General features: G+C 72.3%; 20 protein-coding genes. 14 read left to right on the plus strand and 6 right to left on the minus strand.

Annotated features, from left to right (window positions below):
- Positions 1 to 44 precede the first annotated feature (44 nt).
- Both ACFQO7_RS10120 and ACFQO7_RS10125 read left to right on the plus strand, forming a co-directional pair.
- Positions 45 to 1,601, plus strand: a complete 1,557-nt coding sequence (locus ACFQO7_RS10120) for an FAD-binding oxidoreductase (protein ID WP_376806251.1) — start codon at positions 45 to 47, stop codon at positions 1,599 to 1,601.
- Positions 1,601 to 2,482 (plus strand): diacylglycerol/lipid kinase family protein, encoded by an 882-nt coding sequence (locus tag ACFQO7_RS10125; RefSeq protein ID WP_376806117.1) that lies wholly within the window; start codon positions 1,601 to 1,603, stop codon positions 2,480 to 2,482. Before ACFQO7_RS10120 ends, ACFQO7_RS10125 begins: the two co-directional genes overlap by 1 nt.
- On the opposite strand, the gene ACFQO7_RS10130 is transcribed toward ACFQO7_RS10125, so the two are convergent.
- Complete coding sequence (locus ACFQO7_RS10130; RefSeq protein WP_376806118.1) at positions 2,383 to 3,063, minus strand: TetR/AcrR family transcriptional regulator; 681 nt, start codon at positions 3,061 to 3,063, stop codon at positions 2,383 to 2,385. The genes ACFQO7_RS10125 and ACFQO7_RS10130 overlap by 100 nt on opposite strands.
- Before the next feature lie 93 nt (positions 3,064 to 3,156).
- Between ACFQO7_RS10130 and ACFQO7_RS10135 the strand changes: the two genes are divergently transcribed.
- A complete protein-coding gene (locus ACFQO7_RS10135) occupies positions 3,157 to 3,603 on the plus strand; it encodes a hypothetical protein (protein ID WP_376806119.1) in 447 nt (148 codons plus the stop codon).
- A gap of 166 nt (positions 3,604 to 3,769) precedes the next feature.
- Positions 3,770 to 4,867, plus strand: a complete 1,098-nt coding sequence (locus tag ACFQO7_RS10140; protein WP_376806120.1) for a hypothetical protein — start codon at positions 3,770 to 3,772, stop codon at positions 4,865 to 4,867.
- A gap of 59 nt (positions 4,868 to 4,926) precedes the next feature.
- On the opposite strand, the gene ACFQO7_RS10145 is transcribed toward ACFQO7_RS10140, so the two are convergent.
- Both ACFQO7_RS10145 and ACFQO7_RS10150 read right to left on the minus strand, forming a co-directional pair.
- Complete coding sequence (locus ACFQO7_RS10145; protein WP_166382865.1) at positions 4,927 to 5,082, minus strand: DUF6131 family protein; 156 nt, start codon at positions 5,080 to 5,082, stop codon at positions 4,927 to 4,929.
- 75 nt (positions 5,083 to 5,157) lie between these two features.
- The gene (locus tag ACFQO7_RS10150; RefSeq protein WP_376806121.1) at positions 5,158 to 5,547 is read right to left on the minus strand and encodes a hypothetical protein; all 390 of its coding nucleotides are present in this window, start codon (positions 5,545 to 5,547) and stop codon (positions 5,158 to 5,160) included.
- Positions 5,548 to 5,677: 130 nt separating this feature from the next.
- On the opposite strand from ACFQO7_RS10150, the gene ACFQO7_RS10155 reads away from it, so the two are divergent.
- Positions 5,678 to 5,860 (plus strand): hypothetical protein, encoded by a 183-nt coding sequence (locus tag ACFQO7_RS10155; protein WP_376806122.1) that lies wholly within the window; start codon positions 5,678 to 5,680, stop codon positions 5,858 to 5,860.
- A 74-nt stretch (positions 5,861 to 5,934) separates the two neighbouring features.
- Here the strand turns inward: ACFQO7_RS10155 and ACFQO7_RS10160 are convergent, their stop codons facing one another.
- Entirely contained in the window at positions 5,935 to 6,141 is a 207-nt protein-coding gene (locus tag ACFQO7_RS10160) for a CsbD family protein (protein WP_376806123.1), read from the minus strand.
- A 158-nt stretch (positions 6,142 to 6,299) separates the two neighbouring features.
- On the opposite strand from ACFQO7_RS10160, the gene ACFQO7_RS10165 reads away from it, so the two are divergent.
- The gene (locus ACFQO7_RS10165; protein ID WP_376806124.1) at positions 6,300 to 7,496 is read left to right on the plus strand and encodes an LCP family protein; all 1,197 of its coding nucleotides are present in this window, start codon (positions 6,300 to 6,302) and stop codon (positions 7,494 to 7,496) included.
- A 13-nt stretch (positions 7,497 to 7,509) separates the two neighbouring features.
- Here the strand turns inward: ACFQO7_RS10165 and ACFQO7_RS10170 are convergent, their stop codons facing one another.
- Positions 7,510 to 10,320: an ATP-binding protein gene (locus ACFQO7_RS10170; protein WP_376806125.1), complete on the minus strand. Its 2,811-nt coding sequence runs from the start codon at positions 10,318 to 10,320 to the stop codon at positions 7,510 to 7,512.
- A gap of 150 nt (positions 10,321 to 10,470) precedes the next feature.
- On the opposite strand from ACFQO7_RS10170, the gene ACFQO7_RS10175 reads away from it, so the two are divergent.
- From ACFQO7_RS10175 to ACFQO7_RS10195, 5 genes are all read left to right on the plus strand, one after another.
- Positions 10,471 to 10,779, plus strand: coding sequence for a hypothetical protein (locus ACFQO7_RS10175; protein WP_376806126.1), 309 nt, complete (start codon positions 10,471 to 10,473; stop codon positions 10,777 to 10,779).
- The gene (locus ACFQO7_RS10180) at positions 10,773 to 11,057 is read left to right on the plus strand and encodes a hypothetical protein (RefSeq protein WP_376806127.1); all 285 of its coding nucleotides are present in this window, start codon (positions 10,773 to 10,775) and stop codon (positions 11,055 to 11,057) included. The genes ACFQO7_RS10175 and ACFQO7_RS10180 overlap by 7 nt, the downstream gene beginning before the upstream one ends.
- A 120-nt stretch (positions 11,058 to 11,177) precedes the next feature.
- Positions 11,178 to 12,557, plus strand: a complete 1,380-nt coding sequence (locus tag ACFQO7_RS10185) for an FAD-binding oxidoreductase (RefSeq protein WP_376806128.1) — start codon at positions 11,178 to 11,180, stop codon at positions 12,555 to 12,557.
- A gap of 188 nt (positions 12,558 to 12,745) precedes the next feature.
- The gene (gene recD2, locus ACFQO7_RS10190; RefSeq protein ID WP_376806129.1) at positions 12,746 to 15,013 is read left to right on the plus strand and encodes an SF1B family DNA helicase RecD2; all 2,268 of its coding nucleotides are present in this window, start codon (positions 12,746 to 12,748) and stop codon (positions 15,011 to 15,013) included.
- 89 nt (positions 15,014 to 15,102) lie between these two features.
- Positions 15,103 to 16,104, plus strand: coding sequence for an NAD-dependent epimerase/dehydratase family protein (locus ACFQO7_RS10195; protein ID WP_376806130.1), 1,002 nt, complete (start codon positions 15,103 to 15,105; stop codon positions 16,102 to 16,104).
- Positions 16,105 to 16,235: 131 nt separating this feature from the next.
- On the opposite strand, the gene ACFQO7_RS10200 is transcribed toward ACFQO7_RS10195, so the two are convergent.
- A complete protein-coding gene (locus ACFQO7_RS10200; protein ID WP_376806131.1) occupies positions 16,236 to 16,757 on the minus strand; it encodes a nucleoside deaminase in 522 nt (173 codons plus the stop codon).
- A 210-nt stretch (positions 16,758 to 16,967) separates the two neighbouring features.
- On the opposite strand from ACFQO7_RS10200, the gene ACFQO7_RS10205 reads away from it, so the two are divergent.
- The 3 genes from ACFQO7_RS10205 (at position 16,968) to ACFQO7_RS10215 (ending at position 19,782) form a co-directional block, all read left to right on the plus strand.
- Complete coding sequence (locus ACFQO7_RS10205) at positions 16,968 to 18,251, plus strand: citrate synthase (RefSeq protein WP_203694184.1); 1,284 nt, start codon at positions 16,968 to 16,970, stop codon at positions 18,249 to 18,251.
- Between the two features lie 200 nt (positions 18,252 to 18,451).
- The gene (locus ACFQO7_RS10210) at positions 18,452 to 19,048 is read left to right on the plus strand and encodes a sulfite oxidase-like oxidoreductase (RefSeq protein ID WP_376806252.1); all 597 of its coding nucleotides are present in this window, start codon (positions 18,452 to 18,454) and stop codon (positions 19,046 to 19,048) included.
- A complete protein-coding gene (locus ACFQO7_RS10215; protein WP_376806132.1) occupies positions 19,018 to 19,782 on the plus strand; it encodes a ferredoxin reductase in 765 nt (254 codons plus the stop codon). Before ACFQO7_RS10210 ends, ACFQO7_RS10215 begins: the two co-directional genes overlap by 31 nt.
- Positions 19,783 to 19,789 lie beyond the last annotated feature (7 nt).

Consider the following 19,789-nt stretch of genomic DNA (forward strand, 5'->3'; position numbering starts at 1 on the left):
GCGCCGAAGTGACACTAGATGTAACTCTGTCACACATGGATGCGATGCGGGAAGAGCGGCGTGCGACCTGGGCGCGCTGGGGCACACCGGAGCAGGCGAAGCCGCTGCCCGAGGCCGTGGCAGGGCTGCTCAAACAGGTCTTCGACGTGACCCCGCCCGGACCGGCGACCGCTTTGGACGCCGTCAGCGCTCCGGCCCCCGCCCTCGCCGAAGCGGCCCTCGCCGCGCTGGTCGCGGTGGTCGGCGCGGAGCACGTCGGCACCGAGGCCGCCGAGCGGGCACTGCACGCGTCGGGCAAGTCCACTCCCGACCTGTTCCACCAGCGCACGGGCGAGCTGCCCGAGCTGCCCGCCGCCGTGGTCGCCCCCGCCGACCACGAGCAGGTGCTGGCCGTGCTGGCCGTCTGCGCCGAGCACCGGCTCGCGGTGGTGCCGTTCGGCGGCGGCACCTCGGTCGTCGGCGGGCTCGCCCCCGAGGCGGTCGGATACCTCACGCTCGACCTGCGCCGCCTCGACCGGCTGGTCGCGGTCGACCCGGTGTCGCGCACCGCGGTGCTGCAGGCCGGGCTGCCCGCGCCGCGCGCCGACGAGCTGCTGGCCGAGCACGGCTTCACCCTCGGCCACGTCCCGCAGTCGTACGAGTACGCCACCATCGGCGGCTTCGCCGCCACCCGCTCGTCCGGCCAGGCCTCGGCGGGCTACGGCCGCTTCGACGACATGGTCGTCGGCCTGACCGTGGCCACCCCGCGCGGCACGATCAGCACCGGTCGCGCCCCCGCCTCGTCGGCCGGGCCGGACCTGCGCCGGCTGTTCCTCGGCTCGGAGGGCGCGTTCGGCGTGATCACCGACGTGACCGTGCGGGTCCGCCCGCTCGCCGCCGAACGGCACTACGAGGGCTGGCGCTTCGAGTCGTTCGCCGACGGTGTCGCGGCCGCGCGGCGGCTGGCCCAGGACGGTCCGCGACCGACCGTGCTGCGGCTGTCCGACGAGGTGGAGACCATGCTCGGCGCGGCCGGGCGGGGCCGTGGCGACGGCGGCTGCCTGCTCGTGGTCGGCCACGAGGGCGCGTCCGTCGAGCACGCCGTGGCGCAGACCGCGGCGGTGCTGCGCGAGTGCGGCGGGCAGGAGTTGGGTGAAGAGCCGGGGGAGCAGTGGGCCGCGCACCGGTTCGACGCGCCGTACCTGCGCGACGCGCTGCTCGACGCGGGCGCGTTCGCCGAGACGCTGGAGACGGCGGCGTTCTGGTCCGCGCTACCCGGCCTGTATGACGCCGTGCGCGAGGCGCTCTTCGCGGCGCTGCCCGTGCCGTCGATGGTGCTGTGCCACGTCTCGCACGTCTACGAGACCGGAGCCTCCCTCTACTTCACCGTCGTCACCGCGTACGGCGACGAGCCGGTGGCGCGGTGGCAGCGGGCCAAGGCGGCGGCCAACGACGCGATCATCGCGGCCGGCGGGACCATCAGCCACCACCACGGCGTCGGCACCGAGCACCGCGACTGGTTCGCCAAGGAGATCGGCCGGCTCGGCGTCGACGTGCTGCGGGCCGTCAAGCGCGAACTCGACCCGGCGCGCGTGCTGAATCCAGGCATCCTGGTGCCCTGATGAGGTCGTTCACGGCGGTGGTGGGTCCGGCCGCGCGCCGGGGGCTGGCCCGGCTGATGCCGGTCGCGCAGCTGTTGCGGGCGGGCGGGGCGCGGGTGCGCGTCGAGTACACCGGCGGGGTCGGGCAGGCCCGCGAGGTCGCCCGGCGCTGTGCCGCCGACGGCGAGGTGGTGCTGGCCACCGGGGGCGACGGCACGCTGCGCTGCCTCGGCGCGGCACTGGCGGGCACCGGCGGCGTGCTGGGCGTGGTGCCCGCAGGGCGGGGCAACGACCTGGCCCGGCAGCTCGGCCTGCCACACCGCGCCGAGGACGTCGCCGAGCTGCCGCTGCACGGGCAGCCGCGCCGTGTCGACGCGCTCGACGCGGGCGGCGAGACCGTGCTGGGCAGCGTGTACGCCGGAGTGGACGCGGCGGCCAACGAGCGCGCCAACCGCGCCCGGTTCATCCCGGCCGGGCTGGTCTACCCGCTGGCCGGGGCCCGGGCGCTGCTCGGCTGGCGGCCCACCGTCTACCGGCTCGACGTCGACGGGCAGCAGCTGTCGGCGCGGGCGTACTCGGTGGTGGTGGCGAACTCGGGCTACTACGGGGGCGGCCTGCACGTCGCGCCCGGCGCCGTCGTGGACGACGGGCAGCTCGACGTGATCGTGCTCGGCAGTGTGTCCAAACTGCTGTTCCCGCTGGTGCTGCGCGAGATGCGGAGCGGGGTGCACGTACGCCGCCCCGAGGTCACCGTGCTGCGCGGCGCGGCGGTCACCGTCGCCGCCGACCGCCCGGTGCCCGCCTACGCCGACGGCGACCCGCTCACCACGCTCGGCGAGTTGCGCGTACGGGTGCTGCCCGGCGCCCTGTCGGTGCTCGCCCCGCCGGCCGGGGAGAGGTAGCGGTCGAGCAGGAGGGTCAGCTCGGCATCGAGGTCGGACGGGGTGTGGCCGTCGGTGACGGTGGCCACGGACAGCACGAACGACTGCGCGGTCAGCAGCACGGCGCGGGCCAGCCGGGCCGGGTCGCCGGCGCGCACCGAGCCCTCGGCCTGCCCGGCCGCGATCATCTCGACCAGGAAGCCGAGCATCTCCTCCTGCCCCGCGCCACGCCGGTCCAGCATGTAGGGCAGCAGGATCTCCGGGTCCACTTCGAGGATCTTGCGGAGCAGCGGGTGCACGCGCAGCGTCGCGGCGGCGGTCACCGACTGCGTCACCAGGCGGGTCCGCAACGGGCCGTCGGCCGCGGCGGCCTGCCGCGCCGCGTCCACGATCACGCGGTGCCACTCGCGGCTCATCAGGTCGGCGACCAGGCTCTGCACGTCGGGCCAGCGGCGGTACACCGACATCCGGGACACCCCGGCCCGGCGTGCCACGTCGGTCACCGTCGTGCGGCGCACGCCGTACGCGAGCACGCAGTCACGGGCGGCGTCGAGCACAAGGTCCTCCACGCGCCGCCCACCCGGCTCCTCCTCAGCGTCCACCGGCCCATGTGTACCACGCCCGGCTACCGCCCGGCGCTCGGCGGTGTCACAGTGGTAGCCGGCCCGCCGTACCCCTCAGCCTGGGAGCCCCGCATGACCACCGAGCCGCAGCAGCCGGTCGACGACGACACCTCCGAACCGGACCCGCAGCCCGCGCCGCGCGCCCGCACCTGGTCCCGGCCGTCCGGCGGGACGCTGGCCGCGATCCTGATCGCGTTCCTGCTCGGCGGCCTGGTCTGCGGCGGCCTGGGCCTCGCGGTCGGCCTGATGGCCGGGCACCACCGCGGCCACCACGGCCACGACTTCGACCGCGCCGACCGGGGCGACCGCGGTCCGTGGGGCGGCAGGCGCGACCGCGACGAGCGGGTGCGGCCTGAGCGGCTGCGGGACGGGGAGCTGAAGCGGCAGTTGCTGCAGGAGCGGCTGCGCCAGCGGGGTCTCGACGGGCAGCCGATGCCCTGGCCGCTGCCGCCGAAGACGCTGCCGGACGCACCGGTGCCCGCGCCGACCGCCTCGGCCGCGCCCACCGCGACCCCCTGATCGGCACGGCGGGCGGCTACCGAAAGGCGTGCCGCCCGCATTCATGCTGAGCTGCGTCGATGGCAGCGGCCGGCGATCGGGTGCACTCCTGCGGTCGGCGCGCGGTGATCGTCGGCGATATCCTGTGTCCCGCCACGAGTCGGCGCACGGCAGGATGGGGATCCGCATGGTCAGCACCGCACCCGCACAGGACGCGCCCGCGGCGGCCTCCGATCCGGACCGGCCGGTGACGTCCTACCGCACGGACCTGGTGACCGTGCTGCTGGGCACCTGGTTCACCATCGGCCTGATGGTCGACGCCTGGGCGCACAACAACGTGCCCGAACTGGAGACGTTCTTCACGCCCTGGCACGCGGTCTTCTACTGGGGCTTCATCGTGACCGCGGGCTGGATCCTGTGGACCTGCCGGGCCGCGTTCCGCGGCGGGCGGCTGCCCGACCTGCGCGCCATGCCGGCCGGCTACCCGCCGGCCGTATTCGCGATCGGCGGGTTCGCCCTGGCCGGTCTCGGCGACATGCTCTGGCACGTCGTGTTCGGCGTCGAGCAGACCATCGACATCCTGTTCAGCCCCACTCACCTGGGCCTGGTCAGCGCGATGATGATCATCGTGACGACGCCGCTGCGCACGGCCTGGGCGCGCCGCATCGACCCGGCCCGCGGGCTGCTGGGGCTGCTGCCGGCGGTGCTTTCCATCGCCCTGGGGGCCACGCTGGTGCTGCTGTTCCTGCAGTACGCGAACGCGCTGGTGTACTCGCCGGGCCGGATCATGCTCTCGTTGATCAACGACGACGAGCGGCTCAGCTCCGACATGGCCACCTCGATCCTGGTCACCAACCTGGTGCTGATCCTGCCGATCCTGGCCCTGGCCCGCCGGTGGGCGCTGCCGCCCGGCAGCGTCACCGTCGTCTACGCGGTCATCGGCGCGCTCTGCGCCGCCATCACCGGATTCGGCAACCTCGAACTCATCGGCGGCCTGCTGGTCGCCGGGGTGCTCACCGACCTGGCCGTGCTGTGGCTGCGGCCCGCTCCGGGCGACCGCGGCCGGCTGTGGGCCGTCGCCGCGCTGGCCGGCTTCTTCACCTGGGCGATCTACCTGGCGATCGGTTTCCTGTTCGCGTCGCCCGCCGGGCCGTCGGCGGAGCTCGCGGCGCGGGCGCTGCCCGAGCTCTACACCGGCATCCCGGTGGTGCAGGCGCTGGCGGGCCTGCTGGTGGCGGTCGTGCTGAGCGCGACGGCCCGGCCAGGCGCGGTAACCGAGGAGTAGCCGCCGCCGGACAGCGAGAGGGGCGCCCCTCGGGACGCCCCTCTTCGCATCTCAGCCTGTCACCAATAATGCCGTCGTCCGCCCACGGGGCGGCCGACCGCTCCCAGGATCCACAGGATCGCGCCGACGATCAGCAGGATCAAGCCGATCGTCCACAGGATGCTGATGTGGAGGAAATATCCCAGCAGCAACAGAATCAGGCCCAGAACCAGCACTTCGGTCTCCCCACTCGAGGAACGCTCCCCATCGTTGCTGAGGTACCCGGCGTTCAGGCGGGCTAAACCGGACGATCAATTCGCGGCGGTGCCCACCGGCTCCTGCGCCGGCCGCCGGGCGACCCGGCCGTGCATGGTCACCGCCCGCAGCCGCAGCATCGCCACCTGGGTGACGACCTCGGCCATCGGCCCGGGACGATGCGCCCAGAAGGTGCTCAGCAGGGGCTGGGTCAGGTCGGCCAGCGCGCTGGGGTCGTGGTCCGGCGGCAGCGCGTACACGGACTCCCGGGTGTCGGCGATGGCCCGGTCGAGGCCCGCCTGCCAGGCCGGCCCCACCCGCCCGGTGCCCGGGTACGCCGGGTCGTTGCGCCAGGCCTGCCACCGGTCGAGCAGAGTGATCAGCTCGGCGCGGAGGTCCGCCCGGTCCTCGTCGCTAGCCGTAATGAGCTGTTCACTGACGGTCATGAAGCAGATCATAGGGCCGCGATACGCCCGCGGCGGGCACAACACGAGATGTCGCCGAGATGATCAGGATACACCCGGCACCGTCTCCGCAGGCGTTTGTGCAGGCCGTGGCGCGGGTATGCAGTCCGGCATGACCGATCACAGCCCCGAGGAGTACGAGCCGATCGAGCCGGCGGGCGGCACCGACCTGGAGCACACCCGGGACGAGGCGCACCGCGACGAGCAGCGCCGGCACGAGGACACCGAGCGGCTGACCGAGGACAACCGCGATCCGCGCAACCCGCCCGAGCCGTTCTCCGGCTCCGAGCACTGACCGACGGCACCGGCGACAGAGCGCCGCCCCCGCGACTCGATCGCGGGGGCGGCGCTGTCATGGGCGGGCAACGACTACCGGCGGATGGCGTCCTTAGCCGCGTCCTTGGCGTCACTCATGGTGTCCTTGGCCTTCTCGCCGGCCTTCTTCGCCTTCGCGGAAGCCTGGTCCATCTTGCCCTCGGCCTCGAGGCGCTCGTTGTCGGTCATCTTGCCGGTGGCCTCTTCGGCCTTGCCCTTGATGTTCTCGGCCTCGTTGCTGATCTTGTCTTTGATACCCATGTCGAACTCCTTCGAGATAGCGGATATCTCTACCGTCGGGGTACCCAGCGCAGCCGGTCTGAAACCTCCCGAGGTGTGCGAACGAGACAAAACTCGCTAAAGACCCGTTAATGGCTGGTATGGTCCTTCGCCAGGAGACCCCCGGCACGGAGAGACAGATGACCCCGCTCGAAAGCCCCCACGGCCTGCCCGACACCACCCCGCTCCGGCCCCGCCGGCGGCGGCTGCCGGTGTGGGCGGTGCTGATGCTCGGCGTGATGGTGCTGGTGCTGGCGCTCGGGTTCGGCGGCGCCATGGTCACCCAGTCCTACCTGCACAGCCTGACCAGTGCGGTGGAGACCGGCTCGGTGCTGGAGGGGGAGGCCCGCAAGGAGCCGGAGGTCGAGGGGCGCACGCTGCGCGGCGCGATCGACATCCTGCTGCTGGGGCTGGACACCCGCGACGGCTGGGTCGAGGGCAGCGGCCGAGCCGACACGATCATCATGCTGCACGTGCCCGCCGGGCACGACCGGGCCTACCTGATGTCGATCCCGCGTGACGCCCTGGTGCACATCCCGGCCTACCCGAAGGCCAACTTCTACGGGGCCAGGACCCGGGCCAACGCCGCCTACACCTACGGCTCGCGCAACGGCCAGGGCTGGCAGGGCGGGGCCGCGCTGACCGCGAACATGGTGCACGAGCTGACCGGCCTGAAGTTCGACGGCGTCGCGGTCGTCGACTTCGACGCGTTCAAGAACGTCGTCGACGAGCTGGACGGCGTGCACATGTGCGTCGACCAGGAGACCCGCTCGGACCACTTCGTCGTGGTCGACGGCAAGCCGAAGTACGCCTACGGCAAGAAGTCCGGGGTGTTCCTGCCCAACACCTACGTGCACCACGTCGGCTGCCGGGACATGGCGGGCTGGGAGGCGCTGGACTACGTGCGCCAGCGCAAGAGCGGCCCGTACGGCGACTACGACCGGCAGCGCCACCAGCAGCAGCTGCTGAAGGCGATCGGCGACAAGGTGACCTCGGCCGGCGTCATCACCAATCCCATCAAGATCAACTCACTGCTCGCGGCCGCGGGCAGCACCCTGAAGCTCGACACCGGCCACGCCGACCTGTTCGACTACATCTGGACGCTGCGCGGCCTCACCCCCGGCGACCTGGTCATGCTCAAGACCAACAACGGCATGTACAACCGGGCCAAGGTCAAGGGCACCCAGGCGCTCAGCCCGCAGACGCTGCTCATGTTCCAGGCGGCCGCGAACGGCACGCTCGACGAGTACGTCGCCGCCCACCCCGAATCCGTCATCGGCGACGCGTCGGAGCTCGAATCGCCGATCGACAGCCCGGCGGAGGCGAACCGGCGGTGAGCCGCCGCCCGGGTCAGCCGGCCTGCACCGTGCTGCGTTCGGCGGCCTGCACCGCCAGCTCGACCCGCGAGTTGAGTTCGAGCTTGCCGAGGATGCTGGACACGTGCGACTGCACGGTGCGCCGGGACAGGAACATCTGCGCGGCGATGTCCGGGTTGGACAGGCCCGACGCGACCAGCGCGACGACGCGCTGCTCGGTCGCGGTGAGCGCCGCCCAGCCGTGCTTGGGGCGCTTGCGCGGGCCGCGTACGCCCCGGCGCACGCCCGCCGCCCGCAGCCGGGCCTCGGCGCGGGCGGTGTCGGCGGTCGCCTCCAGCGCGCCGTACAGTTCCAGCGCCTTGTCCAGGGCCCGACGGGCCTGTGCCGGGTGGTCCTGGCGGGCCAGCGCCTCGGCGGCGTTCTCGTACGCGTTGCCCTCGTAGAGCGGCCACCCCGCCTCGCGGTAGTCCGCGGCTGCGGCGAGCAGCAGTTCCGCGTCGTCGCCGGCGAGCCCGTGGCACAGTTTCGCGGTCGCGGTGAGGCTCGGGTGGGCGCGCCCCACCAGCAGCGCGTCCACCTCTCGGGCCAGCGCGCCGGCCCGGTCGCGGTGACCCGCGGCGACCGCCAGCCGGGCCAGGTCGGCGCACACGCGGTAGACCAGCCGCCGCGGCTCCAGCCCGTGCGCCTTCTCCCAGGCCGGGGCCAGCAGCTCGAACGCCGCCGCCGGACCCTGCTGGGACTCCACGCACAGCGCCCGTGCCCAGCGGCTGAAGTGGTGCGGGTAGGACGCGCCCGTCCCCGCGGGCGGGTCGACGGTGGCCCCGCGGTGCACCGCGATCAGATCGGCCATGCCGCGCAGCCGTACCGCACTGCCGAGCAGGTCCGGCAGCTCGGCGGCGGCCTCGATCTCGACCAGCGCGTCGTCCCAGCGGCCGTCCAGGAACAGCAGCCGCGCCCGCAGCGTGTGGGCGATCGGCAGGTACGCCCCACCGGACTCGCGGTTGGCGGCGATCGCGGCCGACAGCGCCCGCTCGGCCTCGGCCGGCCGGTCCAGCTCCAGCAGGCACATCCCGCGCAGGGTGTACGGGTCGACCTGCAGGTCCGGCTGCACGCCCTCGGTGAGCGAGGCGAAGGCCCGGTCGTTGACGACCAGCGCCTGCTCCAGGTCCCCGTCCATGGCCAGCGTCATGGCCAGGGCGAAGTCGCCGATCCCGGTGCAGCGCACGTCCCCGGTCGCCTCACCGGCCCGCACCGCCCGGCGCGCGGCCGCCCGCGCCTCGTCGAAGCGGGTCAGGAAGAACAGGCACACGGCCGCGAAGCCGTGGAAGCGCCCGCGCTCGGTCTCGCTCAGCCCCGGCTCGGCCAGGGCCTGCTCGATGACCTCCAGCGACTCCCGCAGGTGCCCGCGGCGATAGCAGGTCTGCGCGAGCAGCCAGCGCAGCTCCCCGTCGCAGGCGGGATCGTCGCCGGTGGCGACGGCGTCGCGGGCCAGGCGTTCCGCCTCGGCGTGCGTGCCCCGCCAGAGCAGTGCCCGGATCAGTTGCAGGCGCAGCCTGGCCGCCTGCCGCCGGGGCGCTCCGGGCAGGGCCCGCTGCAGCAGCTCCACGGCCAGTTCGGGCGCGCGGGCGGTGAGCGGGTCGGCCACACCGATCAGCCACTGCGTGGTCCGGTCGTCGACGCCTTCGCCGGCCATCACGTGCTCGGCGACGCGCTCCACGCCCGCGCCTTCGGCGTGGAGCGCCTGCGCCGCCCGCCGGTGCAGCGCCGCCCGGGCCGAGGGCGGCACCCGGGCCGCAAGCGCCTCCCGGATGAGCGGCTGCCGGAACTCCAGCCAGGTGCCGGTGTCGGTGAGGATGCCCGCCTCGACCGCGCTGGCGGCGACGTCGGCCAGCTCGGCCACCGGGCGGCCCAGCACCTGCGACAGCTCGGTCAGGTCGACGGTGCGCCCGAACACGGCGGCGGACTGCAGCGCGTCGCGTACGGCGGGCGGTAGGAAGCCGAGGCGGTGCAGGATCACCTCGGCCAGCGGCGGCGGCACCCAGCCCTCGGCCCGCTCGTCGGTGTCCCACACCAGCTCCATCCGGCCGTCCCGGCCCGCCAGCGCGCCCTCCTCGGCCAGCTCGGCCAGCAGCTCGGTGACGTACATCGGGTTGCCGCCGGCGGTGCCGAGCAGCCGGCTCAGCCGAGGGCCGGCGTCGGCGTGGAGCAGATCGTGGGCGAGCACCTCGACCTCGTCCGGTGGCAGCGGCGCCAGCTCGATCACGTGCCCGCCGCGGGCGACGAGGCTGCGTTCCAGGGCGTCGACGGCCGCGGCCCGGGGCGCCGACCGGGTGGCGACGACCAGCAGCATCGGCTCCTGCTCGATGCCCCGGCCGAGTCGGTGCGTCACGACGAGGCTCTGCGGGTCGGCCCACTGCGCGTCGTCGAGCAGCAGCGCGACCGGGCCCTGCGCGAACCACTCGTCGAACAGGTCGAGGATCGCCTCGGTGATGACGAAGTCGTGGTTGACGGCGGCCAGGCTCTGCGTGAAAGCCTGCTCGCCGCGCAGCAGCCCGGAGACCCGGGCCAGCTCGGGGTCGCTGGTGGCCGCGCCGATGCCCAGGCAGTTGGCGATCGCCGAGAACGGCAGCTGCTGCTCAAGGTCCTCGGCCGCCCCGGTGAGCAGTCGCATGCCGAGGTCGGCGCAGTCCGCGGCGACCCGGTCCAGCAGCGAGGTCTTGCCGATGCCCGGCTCGCCCTCGACCAGCACCGCGACGCCGTGCCCGCCCGCCGCCTGCCGCGCGAGGGCGTGCAGCCGCTCCGTCTCGGCCTGCCGGCCCACGAAAACCGGAGAGACCGGCACCATGCCCTGAGCCTAATGAGCGCGACGTGCCTCATCACCGCGAAAGTCCGGATCCACCGGGCAAAGGAAAGTTTCAGTTTCTGCCCGAATCTTGTGTAGAAACTTCACCGTTGATAGCTTTGCCTCGATCTCCATCGAGTGAGGATAGTGGATATGCGAATCTCCGCGGGAGTCATCGCGTCCCTGGTGGCCGTGGGCCTGCTCGCCACCGCGAGTCCGGCCCAGGCCGTCGTCGTGCCCCGCCACGCGATCAACGTCTGCCAGAGCGCCAGCTTCTACGACAACTACGACTCGGCGTCCGGCCCGCACGGCCTCAAGCGCGTGCTGGAGTACGGCAACAAGATCGGCCACACCCCCGGCGCGCACCCGGTCTACAACGGCTGGGCGGCGACCTTCGACTTCGGGCCCAACGACTGGGGCTACCTGCGGATCGAGTGCATCGGAGGGTACGACTCATGGTGACCGGAACCCTGCGCGCGGCCGCCGCGGCCGTGACCGCCCTTGCCGTGCTCGCCGTGCCGGCCGCCGCCCAGGCGGCCAACGGGACCGTCGGCGTGCGGGAGACCGTCTGCGCCGAATCGCTGTTCGTGCGCACCGAGCCGCTCGGCGCCTGGATGGGCACCCTCTATGCCGGTCAGACCTTCCTGGTCAAGGGTCCCCGGCAGGGTGGCTACATCTACGGGTTCGCCTACGGACACGTCAACCGCAACGGCTGGGTGCAGAACGGCTGGTTCTGCTGACCTGCCTGCCGTCCACGCGGGCGGTATGACGAGAACTCCCTTTTCGCGGTGGCTCGTCCCGAGCCTCACTAGGCTGGAGTGCGGACCCTGGTGCGCCGTCTAGCTGCGTGGGGAGTTGTCATGACCGTCCTCGGTGCGACGGCGGTGGCCGATCTGCGGTCGGGCTTCGCCGGGTCGGTGATCGGGCCGGACGACGCGGCGTACGCCGACGCGCGGACCCTGTTCAACTCGATGATTGCCAAACGGCCGAGCGTGATCGCCCAGTGCGCCACCGGGGCGGACGTGTCCCGGGCCATCGAGTTCGGGCGCGAGCAGGGCCTGGAGATCGCGGTGCGCGGTGGCGGCCACGGTGTGGCGGGCACCGCGTCGACCGAGGGCGGCCTCGTCATCGACCTGCGCCGGATGAACCAGGCGACGGTCGATCCGCAGCGCCGGGTCGTCCGCATCGGCGGCGGCGCGACCATGAGCCACCTCGACCGCGCCACCCAGCCCTTCGACCTGGCCACCACCGGCGGCCGGGTCTCCACGACCGGTGTCGGCGGCTTCACGCTCGGCGGCGGCTCCGGCTGGCTGGAGCGCAAGTTCGGCCTGGCCTGCGACAACCTGGCCGCCGCCGAGTTGGTCACCGCCGACGGCAACACCGTCGTGGCCAGCGAGGAGAGCCACCCGGACCTGTTCTGGGCGCTGCACGGCGGCGGGGGCAACTTCGGCGTCGTCACCTCGCTGACGCTGCGCCTGTACCCGCTGCCCACGGCCTCGGTGGCGCTGCTGCTGTGGCCGCCCGAGGCGGGGCCGGAAGTGACCCGGGCCTACCGCGACTTCATGGAGAACGCGCCCGAGGAGGTCGGCGGCGGCATCATCTACCTGACCGGCCCGGCCGAGCCGTTCACGCCCGCGCACCTGGTAGGCAGACTGACCTGCGCCATGCTCGTCACGTACGCCGGCGACCTGGCGCAGGCGCGCCGGGTGATCGGCCCGCTGCTGCGGCTGGGCCACCAGGGCGAGCTGATCGCCGAGGTGCCCTACGCCGAGCTGCAGTGCATGTTCGACGACCCGCCCGGCTACCGCAACTACTGGTCGGCCGAGCACCTGGACACCCTGCCCGACAAGGCGATCGACCTGTTCTGCGCGCGCGCCGAGGACATGGTCGTCCCGTCCCCGTCGCAGCACGTGCTCTTCCCGTACGGCGGCGCGGTCGCCGCGGGCCCGACCGCCTATCCGGTCCCGTGGCGGCGCGCCCCCTGGGTCGTCCACCCGCTGGGCCTGTGGACCGACGCCGACGACGACGACCGAGCCATCCGCTGGGCCCGCGACCTGCGCGCCGACGTCAAACCCTGGTCCACCGGCGCGGTCTACAGCAACTTCATCGGTCAGGAGGGCCAGGAACGCGTCGTCGCCTCCTACGGCCTCGACAACTACCGCCGCCTCTCCCGCATCAAAGCCGCCTACGACCCCGACAACACCTTCCACCTGAACCCCAACATCCGCCCCGAACGCTGAACCAAGCACCCCTCCCCCTCGCGCTCAGCCGAAGGAAGGGCACCTTCACATCGCTATCGGTAGTGGAAGGGCACCTTCTTAACGCCTCACCCATGCTGAGCAGCGCGGATGCGCAGAGCCGGCCTGTCGGCCGCGGTCGGCCGGAGCGCGGCCGCCGTTTCGACGCACCGTTGCGGCACCATGTCGGAGTGACCGCGTCGACTTCGCCCCCGGCCGCCGCGCCGAGCCGGCCGCCGAGCACCGTGCTTGAAGCGGTGCTGGAGCGGATCACCTACGCCAACGAGGAGACCGGCTACACGATCGCCCGGGTGGCGACCGAGAAGTCCGGCAATGACCTGCTCACCGTCGTCGGCGCGCTGCTGGGCGCGCAGCCGGGGGAGAGCCTGCGGCTGACCGGCCGGTGGACCTCGCACCCGCGTTACGGCCGCCAGTTCGAGGTGTGGAACTACACGACGGTGCTGCCCGCGACCATCGTCGGCATCGAGCGCTACCTCGGCTCGGGCCTGGTCAAGGGCATCGGCCCGCGGCTGGCCGAGCGCATCGTGGCGCACTTCGGCGTGGACACGCTGCGGGTCATCGAGTCCGAGCCGCAGCGCCTGATCGAGGTGCCGAAACTGGGCCCCAAGCGCACCAAGCTGATCGCCGCGGCCTGGCTGGAGCAGCAGGCGATCAAGGAAGTAATGATCTTCCTGCAGGGTGTGGGCGTGTCCACCTCGCTCGCGGTGCGCATCTACAAGCAGTACGGCGACGGCTCCATCACCGTCGTGCGCGAGGAGCCGTATCGGCTGGCCGCCGACGTGTGGGGGATCGGTTTCCGCACCGCCGACACCATCGCCCGCGCGGTCGGCATCGCGTACGACAGCCCGCAGCGTGTCAAAGCCGGCCTGCAGCACACCCTCAGCGAGGCCGCCGACAACGGCCACTGCTTCCTGCCCGCCCCGAACCTCACCACCGCCGCCGCGAAGATCCTTGCGGTCACCGACAAGGACGGGGCCGACCTGGGCGTGCCCGCCGACCTCATCACGACCTGCCTGCGCGAGCTGATCGACGAGGAGGGCGTGGTCCGGGAAGACGTGCCCGGCGCCGACGGCCTGGTGCCCGCGATCTACCTGGTGCCGTTCCACCGCGCCGAGCGCGGCCTGGCCGGCAGCCTGCTGACCCTGCTCAACACCTCGCGGGACCGGCTGGCCGCGTTCGACGGCGTCGACTGGACCAAGGCCCTGGCCTGGCTGAAGACCCGCACCGGCCACGAGCTGGCCCCCGAGCAGGAGCAGGCGGTGCGGCTCGCGCTAACCGAGCGGGTCGCGGTGCTCACCGGTGGCCCGGGCTGCGGCAAGAGCTTCACCGTACGCTCGATCGTCGAGCTGGCCCGCGCCAAGCGCGCCAAGATCGTGCTGGCCGCGCCGACCGGCCGGGCCGCGAAACGCCTCGCCGAGCTGACCGGCCACGAGGCGACCACCGTGCACCGGCTGCTGAAACTCCAGCCCGGCGGCGACCCCAGCTACGACCGGGACAACCCGCTCGACGCGGACCTGGTCGTCGTCGACGAGGCCTCGATGCTCGACCTGATCCTCGCCAACAAACTGGTCAAGGCCGTCGCGCCCGGGGCGCACCTGCTGCTGGTCGGCGACGTCGACCAGCTGCCCTCGGTCGGCGCGGGCGAGGTGCTGCGCGACCTGCTCAACGCCGACGTCGTGCCCCGCGTACGGCTGACCCAGATCTTCCGCCAGGCGCAGCAGTCCGGCGTCGTGGTCAACGCGCACCGCGTCAACGCCGGGGAGTTTCCTCAGCTCAAGGGCTTCCCCGATTTCTTCTTCTTCGAGTGCGACGACACCGAGGCGACCGCGCCTCTCGTCGTCGACCTGGTGTCGCAGCGCATCCCGAAGAAGTTCGGCCTCGACGCGCGCCGCGACATCCAGGTGCTCACCCCGATGCACCGCGGCCCGGCCGGCGCGGGCAACCTCAACCAGCTGCTCCAGCAGGCGCTGACCCCGGCCGTCGAGGGCCGGCCCGAGCGCCGCTACGGCGGGCGGGTCTACCGGGTCGGCGACAAGGTCACCCAGATCCGCAACAACTACGACAAGGGCACGGCCGGGGTGTTCAACGGCACCGTCGGCGTGGTCACCGGCATGGCCCCCGACGACCACAAGCTGATCGTGCGCACCGACGAGGACGAGGACGTCGAGTACGGCTTCGACGAGCTCGACGAGCTGGTCCACGCGTACGCCATCAGCATCCACCGCTCGCAGGGCTCGGAGTATCCGGCGGTGGTCGTGCCGCTGACCACCAGCGCCTGGATGATGCTCCAGCGCAACCTGCTCTACACCGCGATCACCCGGGCCAAGAAGCTGGTCGTGCTCGCCGGGTCCACCCGCGCCCTCGCGGTCGCCGTGCGCACCCTCGGCGCAGGCCGCCGCCACACCGCCCTCGACCACCGCCTCATCCCGCCATCCTGACCCCGCGCCACTTGAGCATCGCCGCGGCGGGGTACGCCGATGGCGAACGGGTGTGCGAATCGAGCGCCGGGTCGGCGATGCTGACGCCCATGCGACTGCTCGTACTCGGCGGCAACGTCTTCCTCGGGCGCGCGGTGGCCGCCCTCGCGCTGGCCTCGGGCCACGATGTCACCTGCGTCACCCGCGGTGTGTCCGGCGCGATCCCGGCCGGTGCCACGGCCGTGACCGCCGACCGCGACGATCCCAACGGCCTGGCCGGTCTCGACGGCGACTTCGACGCCGTCATCGACGTGGCTCGGCGACCCAGCCACGTCCGTCACGCGACCGCCATGCTCGGCGCGCGCATCCCGCACTGGGTGTACGTCTCCAGCTGCTCCGTCTACGCCGACCAGGGCACCCCCGGCCAGCGCGCCGCCGACGCCCCGCTCCTGGAGCCGTTGCCCCTGGAGACCGACGACGCGACCGGGGAGAACTACGGCCCGGCCAAGGTCGCCTGCGAGCAGGCGCTGCTCGACGCCGTCGGGCCGGAGCGCGCGATGCTGTGCAGGGCCGGGCTCATCGTCGGCCCCGAGGACCCGACGGGACGCTTCGACTACTGGGTGTCCCGGCTGGCCGAGGGCGGCGAGGTGCTGGCCCCGGGCACGCCCGGCGACGCCGTCCAGTGGATCGACGTGCGCGACCTGGCCGCCTGGCTGGTGCAGGCCGCCGAGCAGCGGCTCGCCGGTGCGTACGACGGCATCGGCGCGCCGGTCAACCGGGCGGACATGCTCGCGGGCATCGCCGAGGGGGTCGGCACCGCACCGCAGCTGACCTGGGTCGACCAGGAGTTCCTCGCGGAGCAGGGCGTCGAGCCGTGGGCGGGCGAGCGCTCGCTGCCGATGTGGCTGCCCCTGCCGGAGTACGCCGGCTTCCTGTCCCGCGACGTCACCGACGCGCTCGCGGCGGGCCTGTCGCCGCGCCCGCTCGCCGACACCGCCCGCGACACCCTCGCCTGGCTCGCCACCGGCCCCACCCGCAAGCCCTGGGCCGGCATCACCCGCGCCGACGAGTCCACCCTCCTCACCACCTGGAAGACCACCCACCCCGCCTGACCACCCACCCCGCCCGGCCCCCTGGCCCTGGCGCAACTCTCAACGACTTGCGGCCTCACGCACGGCTTGAGGCCGCAAGTCCTTAAGAGTTGCGGCGCGCGGCGCGCGGCGCGGGGCGGGGGGAGGGGGGGTCAGGGGCGGGGTTGGTGTTGGCGTTGGGGTTTGGTGCGTTGCCAGGCTTCGAAGGGGTCCTGGGCCTGGGCGATGGAGATCTTGCCGACGGGCACGGTCCACTTGTGCTGCGGGTCCTCGAACAGGTCGTACAGCTCGACCTGCGGGAATCCGGCCGCGGCGGCCTCGTGGCGGTCGACGGCGTACACGATGCGGCCGACGTCGGCCCACAGCGCCGCGGTCAGGCACATGGGGCAGGGCTCACAGGTGGAGACCAGCACGGCTCCGGGCAGGCGGAAGTGCAGGGCCTGGCGGCAGGCGGCGCGGATGGCGACGATCTCGGAGTGCGCGGTGGGGTCCAGGTCACGGATGACCCGGTTCACGCCGCGGCCGATGACCTCGCCGCTGCGCACGATGATCGACGCGAAGGGCCCGCCGCCGCCCGATTCCACGTTGGCGACAGCGAACTTCACCGCGAGGGCCAGCCATCTTTCGGCTTCCTCGCCCGACATGTCCACGCTGGCCAGGGGCTCCGTCGCCACGGGTCCAGCCTAAGACGCGAGGCCGCGCCCGGCAGTCGCTCTGGACACACAACCCCTGTTAATTCAGCAGAAAAGAGGGTAAGTCGCCTTAAAACAAGCCGGGGACCGTGATTCTCCCCTCAGCACGGGATGGGGCGGATGCCGCCGTCGAGTGCTTACCCTGAAACTTAACTTTTGGTAAGACAAGCTCCCGATAAAGCGAGGGAAGTCGTGGCGGATGTGAACCTGGAAACCCCGGGTGGACACCTCTCCCTGGAAGTGCAGCCGGCCGTCGAGGGCCCGTCCGGGCTCGACATCGGCAAGGTGCTGAAGGAAACCGGATACGTCACGTACGACCCGGGCTTCGTCAACACCGCCGCCTGCACCTCCGCGATCACGTACATCGACGGTGACGAGGGCATTCTTCGTTACCGCGGGTACCCGATCGAGCAGCTGGCCGAGCACTCCACCTTCCTGGAGGTCTCGTACCTGCTGATGTACGGCGAGCTGCCCACCGCGGTGCAGCTGTCGGAGTTCACCGAGCGGGTGCGCATGCACACGCTGCTGCACGAGGACATGAAGCGGTTCTTCGAGGGCTTCCCGCGTGACGCCCACCCGATGGCCGTGCTGTCCGCGGCGGTGAGCGCCCTGGGCACCTTCTACCAGGACAGCCAGGATCCGTTCGACAACGAGCAGGTCGAGATCTCGACCGTGCGCATGCTGGCCAAGCTGCCGACCATCGCGTCGTACGCGTACAAGAAGTCGATCGGCCAGCCGATGCTCTACCCGGACAACTCCCTCGGGTACGTGGAGAACTTCCTGCGCATGACCTTCGGCGTGCCGGCCACCGGCTACGAGGTCGACCCGGTCTTCGCCAAGGCGCTCGACCTGCTGCTCATCCTGCACGCCGACCACGAGCAGAACTGCTCCACGTCGACGGTGCGCCTGGTCGGCTCGGCCCAGGCCAGCCTGTTCGCCTCGGTGTCGTCCGGCGTGAACGCGCTGTCGGGCCCGCTGCACGGCGGCGCCAACGAGGCCGTGCTGTCGATGCTGGAGCGCATCCGCGCCGAGGGCGGCGACGTGCAGGCGTTCGTGAAGAAGGTCAAGGACCGCGAGGACGGCGTACGCCTGATGGGCTTCGGCCACCGGGTGTACAAGAACTACGACCCGCGCGCGGCGATCGTGAAGAACATGGCGCAGGACGTGCTCGGCCGCATGGCCAAGCCGGACCCGCTGCTGGACCTCGCGATGCAGCTCGAGGAGATCGCGCTGGCCGACGACTTCTTCGTGTCGCGCAAGCTATACCCGAACGTGGACTTCTACACCGGCCTGATCTACAAGGCCATGGGCTTCCCCACGAAGATGTTCACGGTGCTGTTCGCCCTGGGCCGCCTGCCCGGCTGGATCGCCCAGTGGCGCGAGATGATGAGCGACCCGGCCACCAAGATCGGCCGCCCGCGCCAGGTGTACACCGGCGCCCCCGAGCGCGACTTCATCCCGGTCGCCAACCGCTGACCCGCACCACCCTGCTCCACCGAAAGCGCGCCCGCACCCGCGGGCGCGCTTTCGCGTCTCGGGCTGCCCGCCCTCCCGTGTTGATCATGAAGTTGTGGCCATGACTCGCCGTCGAGCCGTGCCATAAGTTCATGATCAACGTGGCAAAGGGGGTTGGTGGGGTGGGGGTGGGGTGGTAGTTGTGGGGGATGGGTGGGATTGTGTCGCCGGGGTTCCGGGGGCGGCGGGGGACTGAGGGCGGCGAGGTGCGGCTGCCGCCGGGGCAGTACCTGACCGAGGACTTCCCGGTGCTGACGGCGGGGCCGACGCTGCGGGTGCCGACGGACACGTGGGAGTTCGTGATCGTCACGGAGGCCGGGGAGAAGCACCGGTGGGACTGGCAGCAGCTGATGGCGCTGCCCAGCGAGCAGCCGACGGTCGATCTGCACTGCGTGACGAAGTGGTCGAAGCTGCACACGCGGTGGCAGGGCGTCAGCCTGGACGTGCTGCTGGAGGGCGTGGACACGGCGGCCGACTACGCGATGGTCCACTCGTACGGCGGCTACACCACGAACCTGCCGTACGAGGATTTGCTGCACGGGCAGGCCTGGATCGTCTACAAGTTCGACGGCGAGGACCTGACGCCGGAGCACGGCGGCCCGGCCCGGCTGCTGGTGCCGCACCTCTACCTGTGGAAGTCGGCGAAGTGGGTGCGCGGCATCACGCTGATGGACTCCGACGAACCGGGCTTCTGGGAGAGCGCCGGCTACCACGACTACGGTGACCCATGGCGCGAGCAGCGGTACCAGGGGGACTGAGCCCGCGGCTGGTCTGGCGGGCGGCCAGGCTGGTCGAGTTCCGGGACGAGACGCCCAGCGCGCGCACCCTCGTGTTCGACGTGCCGGACTGGCCGGGGCACCTGCCTGGTCAGCACGTCGACGTGCGGCTGACCGCCGAGGACGGGTACAGCACCGAGCGCAGCTATTCCATCGCCACGCCCGCCGACGGCACCCGGGTGGCGCTGACCGTGCAGCTGGTCGAGGACGGGGAGGTGTCGCCGTACCTCACCCAGACCCTGTCCGTCGGCGACGTGATCGAACTGCGCGGGCCGGTCGGCGGCTGGTTCGTGTGGCGGTCCGCGGACACCGCGCCCGTGCTGCTGATCGGCGGCGGCTCGGGCATCGTGCCGCTGATGGCGATGATCCGGGCCCGGCGGGCGGCGGGCAGCAAGGCCTTGTTCCGCCTGATCTACTCGGCGCGCACGCCGGAGGACCGGTACTACGCCGACGAGCTGCGCACCCGGGCGCGCGACGACTTCGGGCTGGACGTCAGCTACGTGTACACCCGCAAGACGCCCGAGGGCTGGCCGCTGCCGCCGCGGCGGCTGGGCGTGGCCGACGTGAACAACGGCGGCTGGCCGCCGGACTTCGGGCCGTCCTGCTTCGTCTGCGGGCCGACCGGTTTCGTCGAGGCGGTCGCCGACATCCTGATCGCGCTGGGCCACGACGCCCGCCGGGTGAAGACCGAGCGCTTCGGCCCGAGCGGCACCTGACGGAGGC

This window comes from Catellatospora aurea, assembly GCF_042663325.1.
In the GTDB taxonomy this organism is placed as follows: Bacteria; Actinomycetota; Actinomycetes; order Mycobacteriales; family Micromonosporaceae; genus Catellatospora; species Catellatospora aurea.

Bases quoted from the DNA above. Each gene is read 5' to 3' on its own strand.
- ACFQO7_RS10120 (WP_376806251.1), top strand. From the start codon at position 45: ATGCGGGAAGAGCGGCGTGCGACCTGGGCGCGCTGGGGCACACCGGAG.
- ACFQO7_RS10125 (WP_376806117.1), top strand. From the start codon at position 1,601: ATGAGGTCGTTCACGGCGGTGGTGGGTCCGGCCGCGCGCCGGGGGCTG.
- ACFQO7_RS10135 (WP_376806119.1), top strand. From the start codon at position 3,157: ATGACCACCGAGCCGCAGCAGCCGGTCGACGACGACACCTCCGAACCG.
- ACFQO7_RS10140 (WP_376806120.1), top strand. From the start codon at position 3,770: ATGGTCAGCACCGCACCCGCACAGGACGCGCCCGCGGCGGCCTCCGAT.
- ACFQO7_RS10150 (WP_376806121.1), bottom strand. From the start codon at position 5,547: ATGACCGTCAGTGAACAGCTCATTACGGCTAGCGACGAGGACCGGGCG.
- ACFQO7_RS10155 (WP_376806122.1), top strand. From the start codon at position 5,678: ATGACCGATCACAGCCCCGAGGAGTACGAGCCGATCGAGCCGGCGGGC.
- ACFQO7_RS10160 (WP_376806123.1), bottom strand. From the start codon at position 6,141: ATGGGTATCAAAGACAAGATCAGCAACGAGGCCGAGAACATCAAGGGC.
- ACFQO7_RS10165 (WP_376806124.1), top strand. From the start codon at position 6,300: ATGACCCCGCTCGAAAGCCCCCACGGCCTGCCCGACACCACCCCGCTC.
- ACFQO7_RS10170 (WP_376806125.1), bottom strand. From the start codon at position 10,320: ATGGTGCCGGTCTCTCCGGTTTTCGTGGGCCGGCAGGCCGAGACGGAG.
- ACFQO7_RS10175 (WP_376806126.1), top strand. From the start codon at position 10,471: ATGCGAATCTCCGCGGGAGTCATCGCGTCCCTGGTGGCCGTGGGCCTG.
- ACFQO7_RS10180 (WP_376806127.1), top strand. From the start codon at position 10,773: ATGGTGACCGGAACCCTGCGCGCGGCCGCCGCGGCCGTGACCGCCCTT.
- ACFQO7_RS10185 (WP_376806128.1), top strand. From the start codon at position 11,178: ATGACCGTCCTCGGTGCGACGGCGGTGGCCGATCTGCGGTCGGGCTTC.
- ACFQO7_RS10195 (WP_376806130.1), top strand. From the start codon at position 15,103: ATGCGACTGCTCGTACTCGGCGGCAACGTCTTCCTCGGGCGCGCGGTG.
- ACFQO7_RS10215 (WP_376806132.1), top strand. From the start codon at position 19,018: ATGGCGCGAGCAGCGGTACCAGGGGGACTGAGCCCGCGGCTGGTCTGG.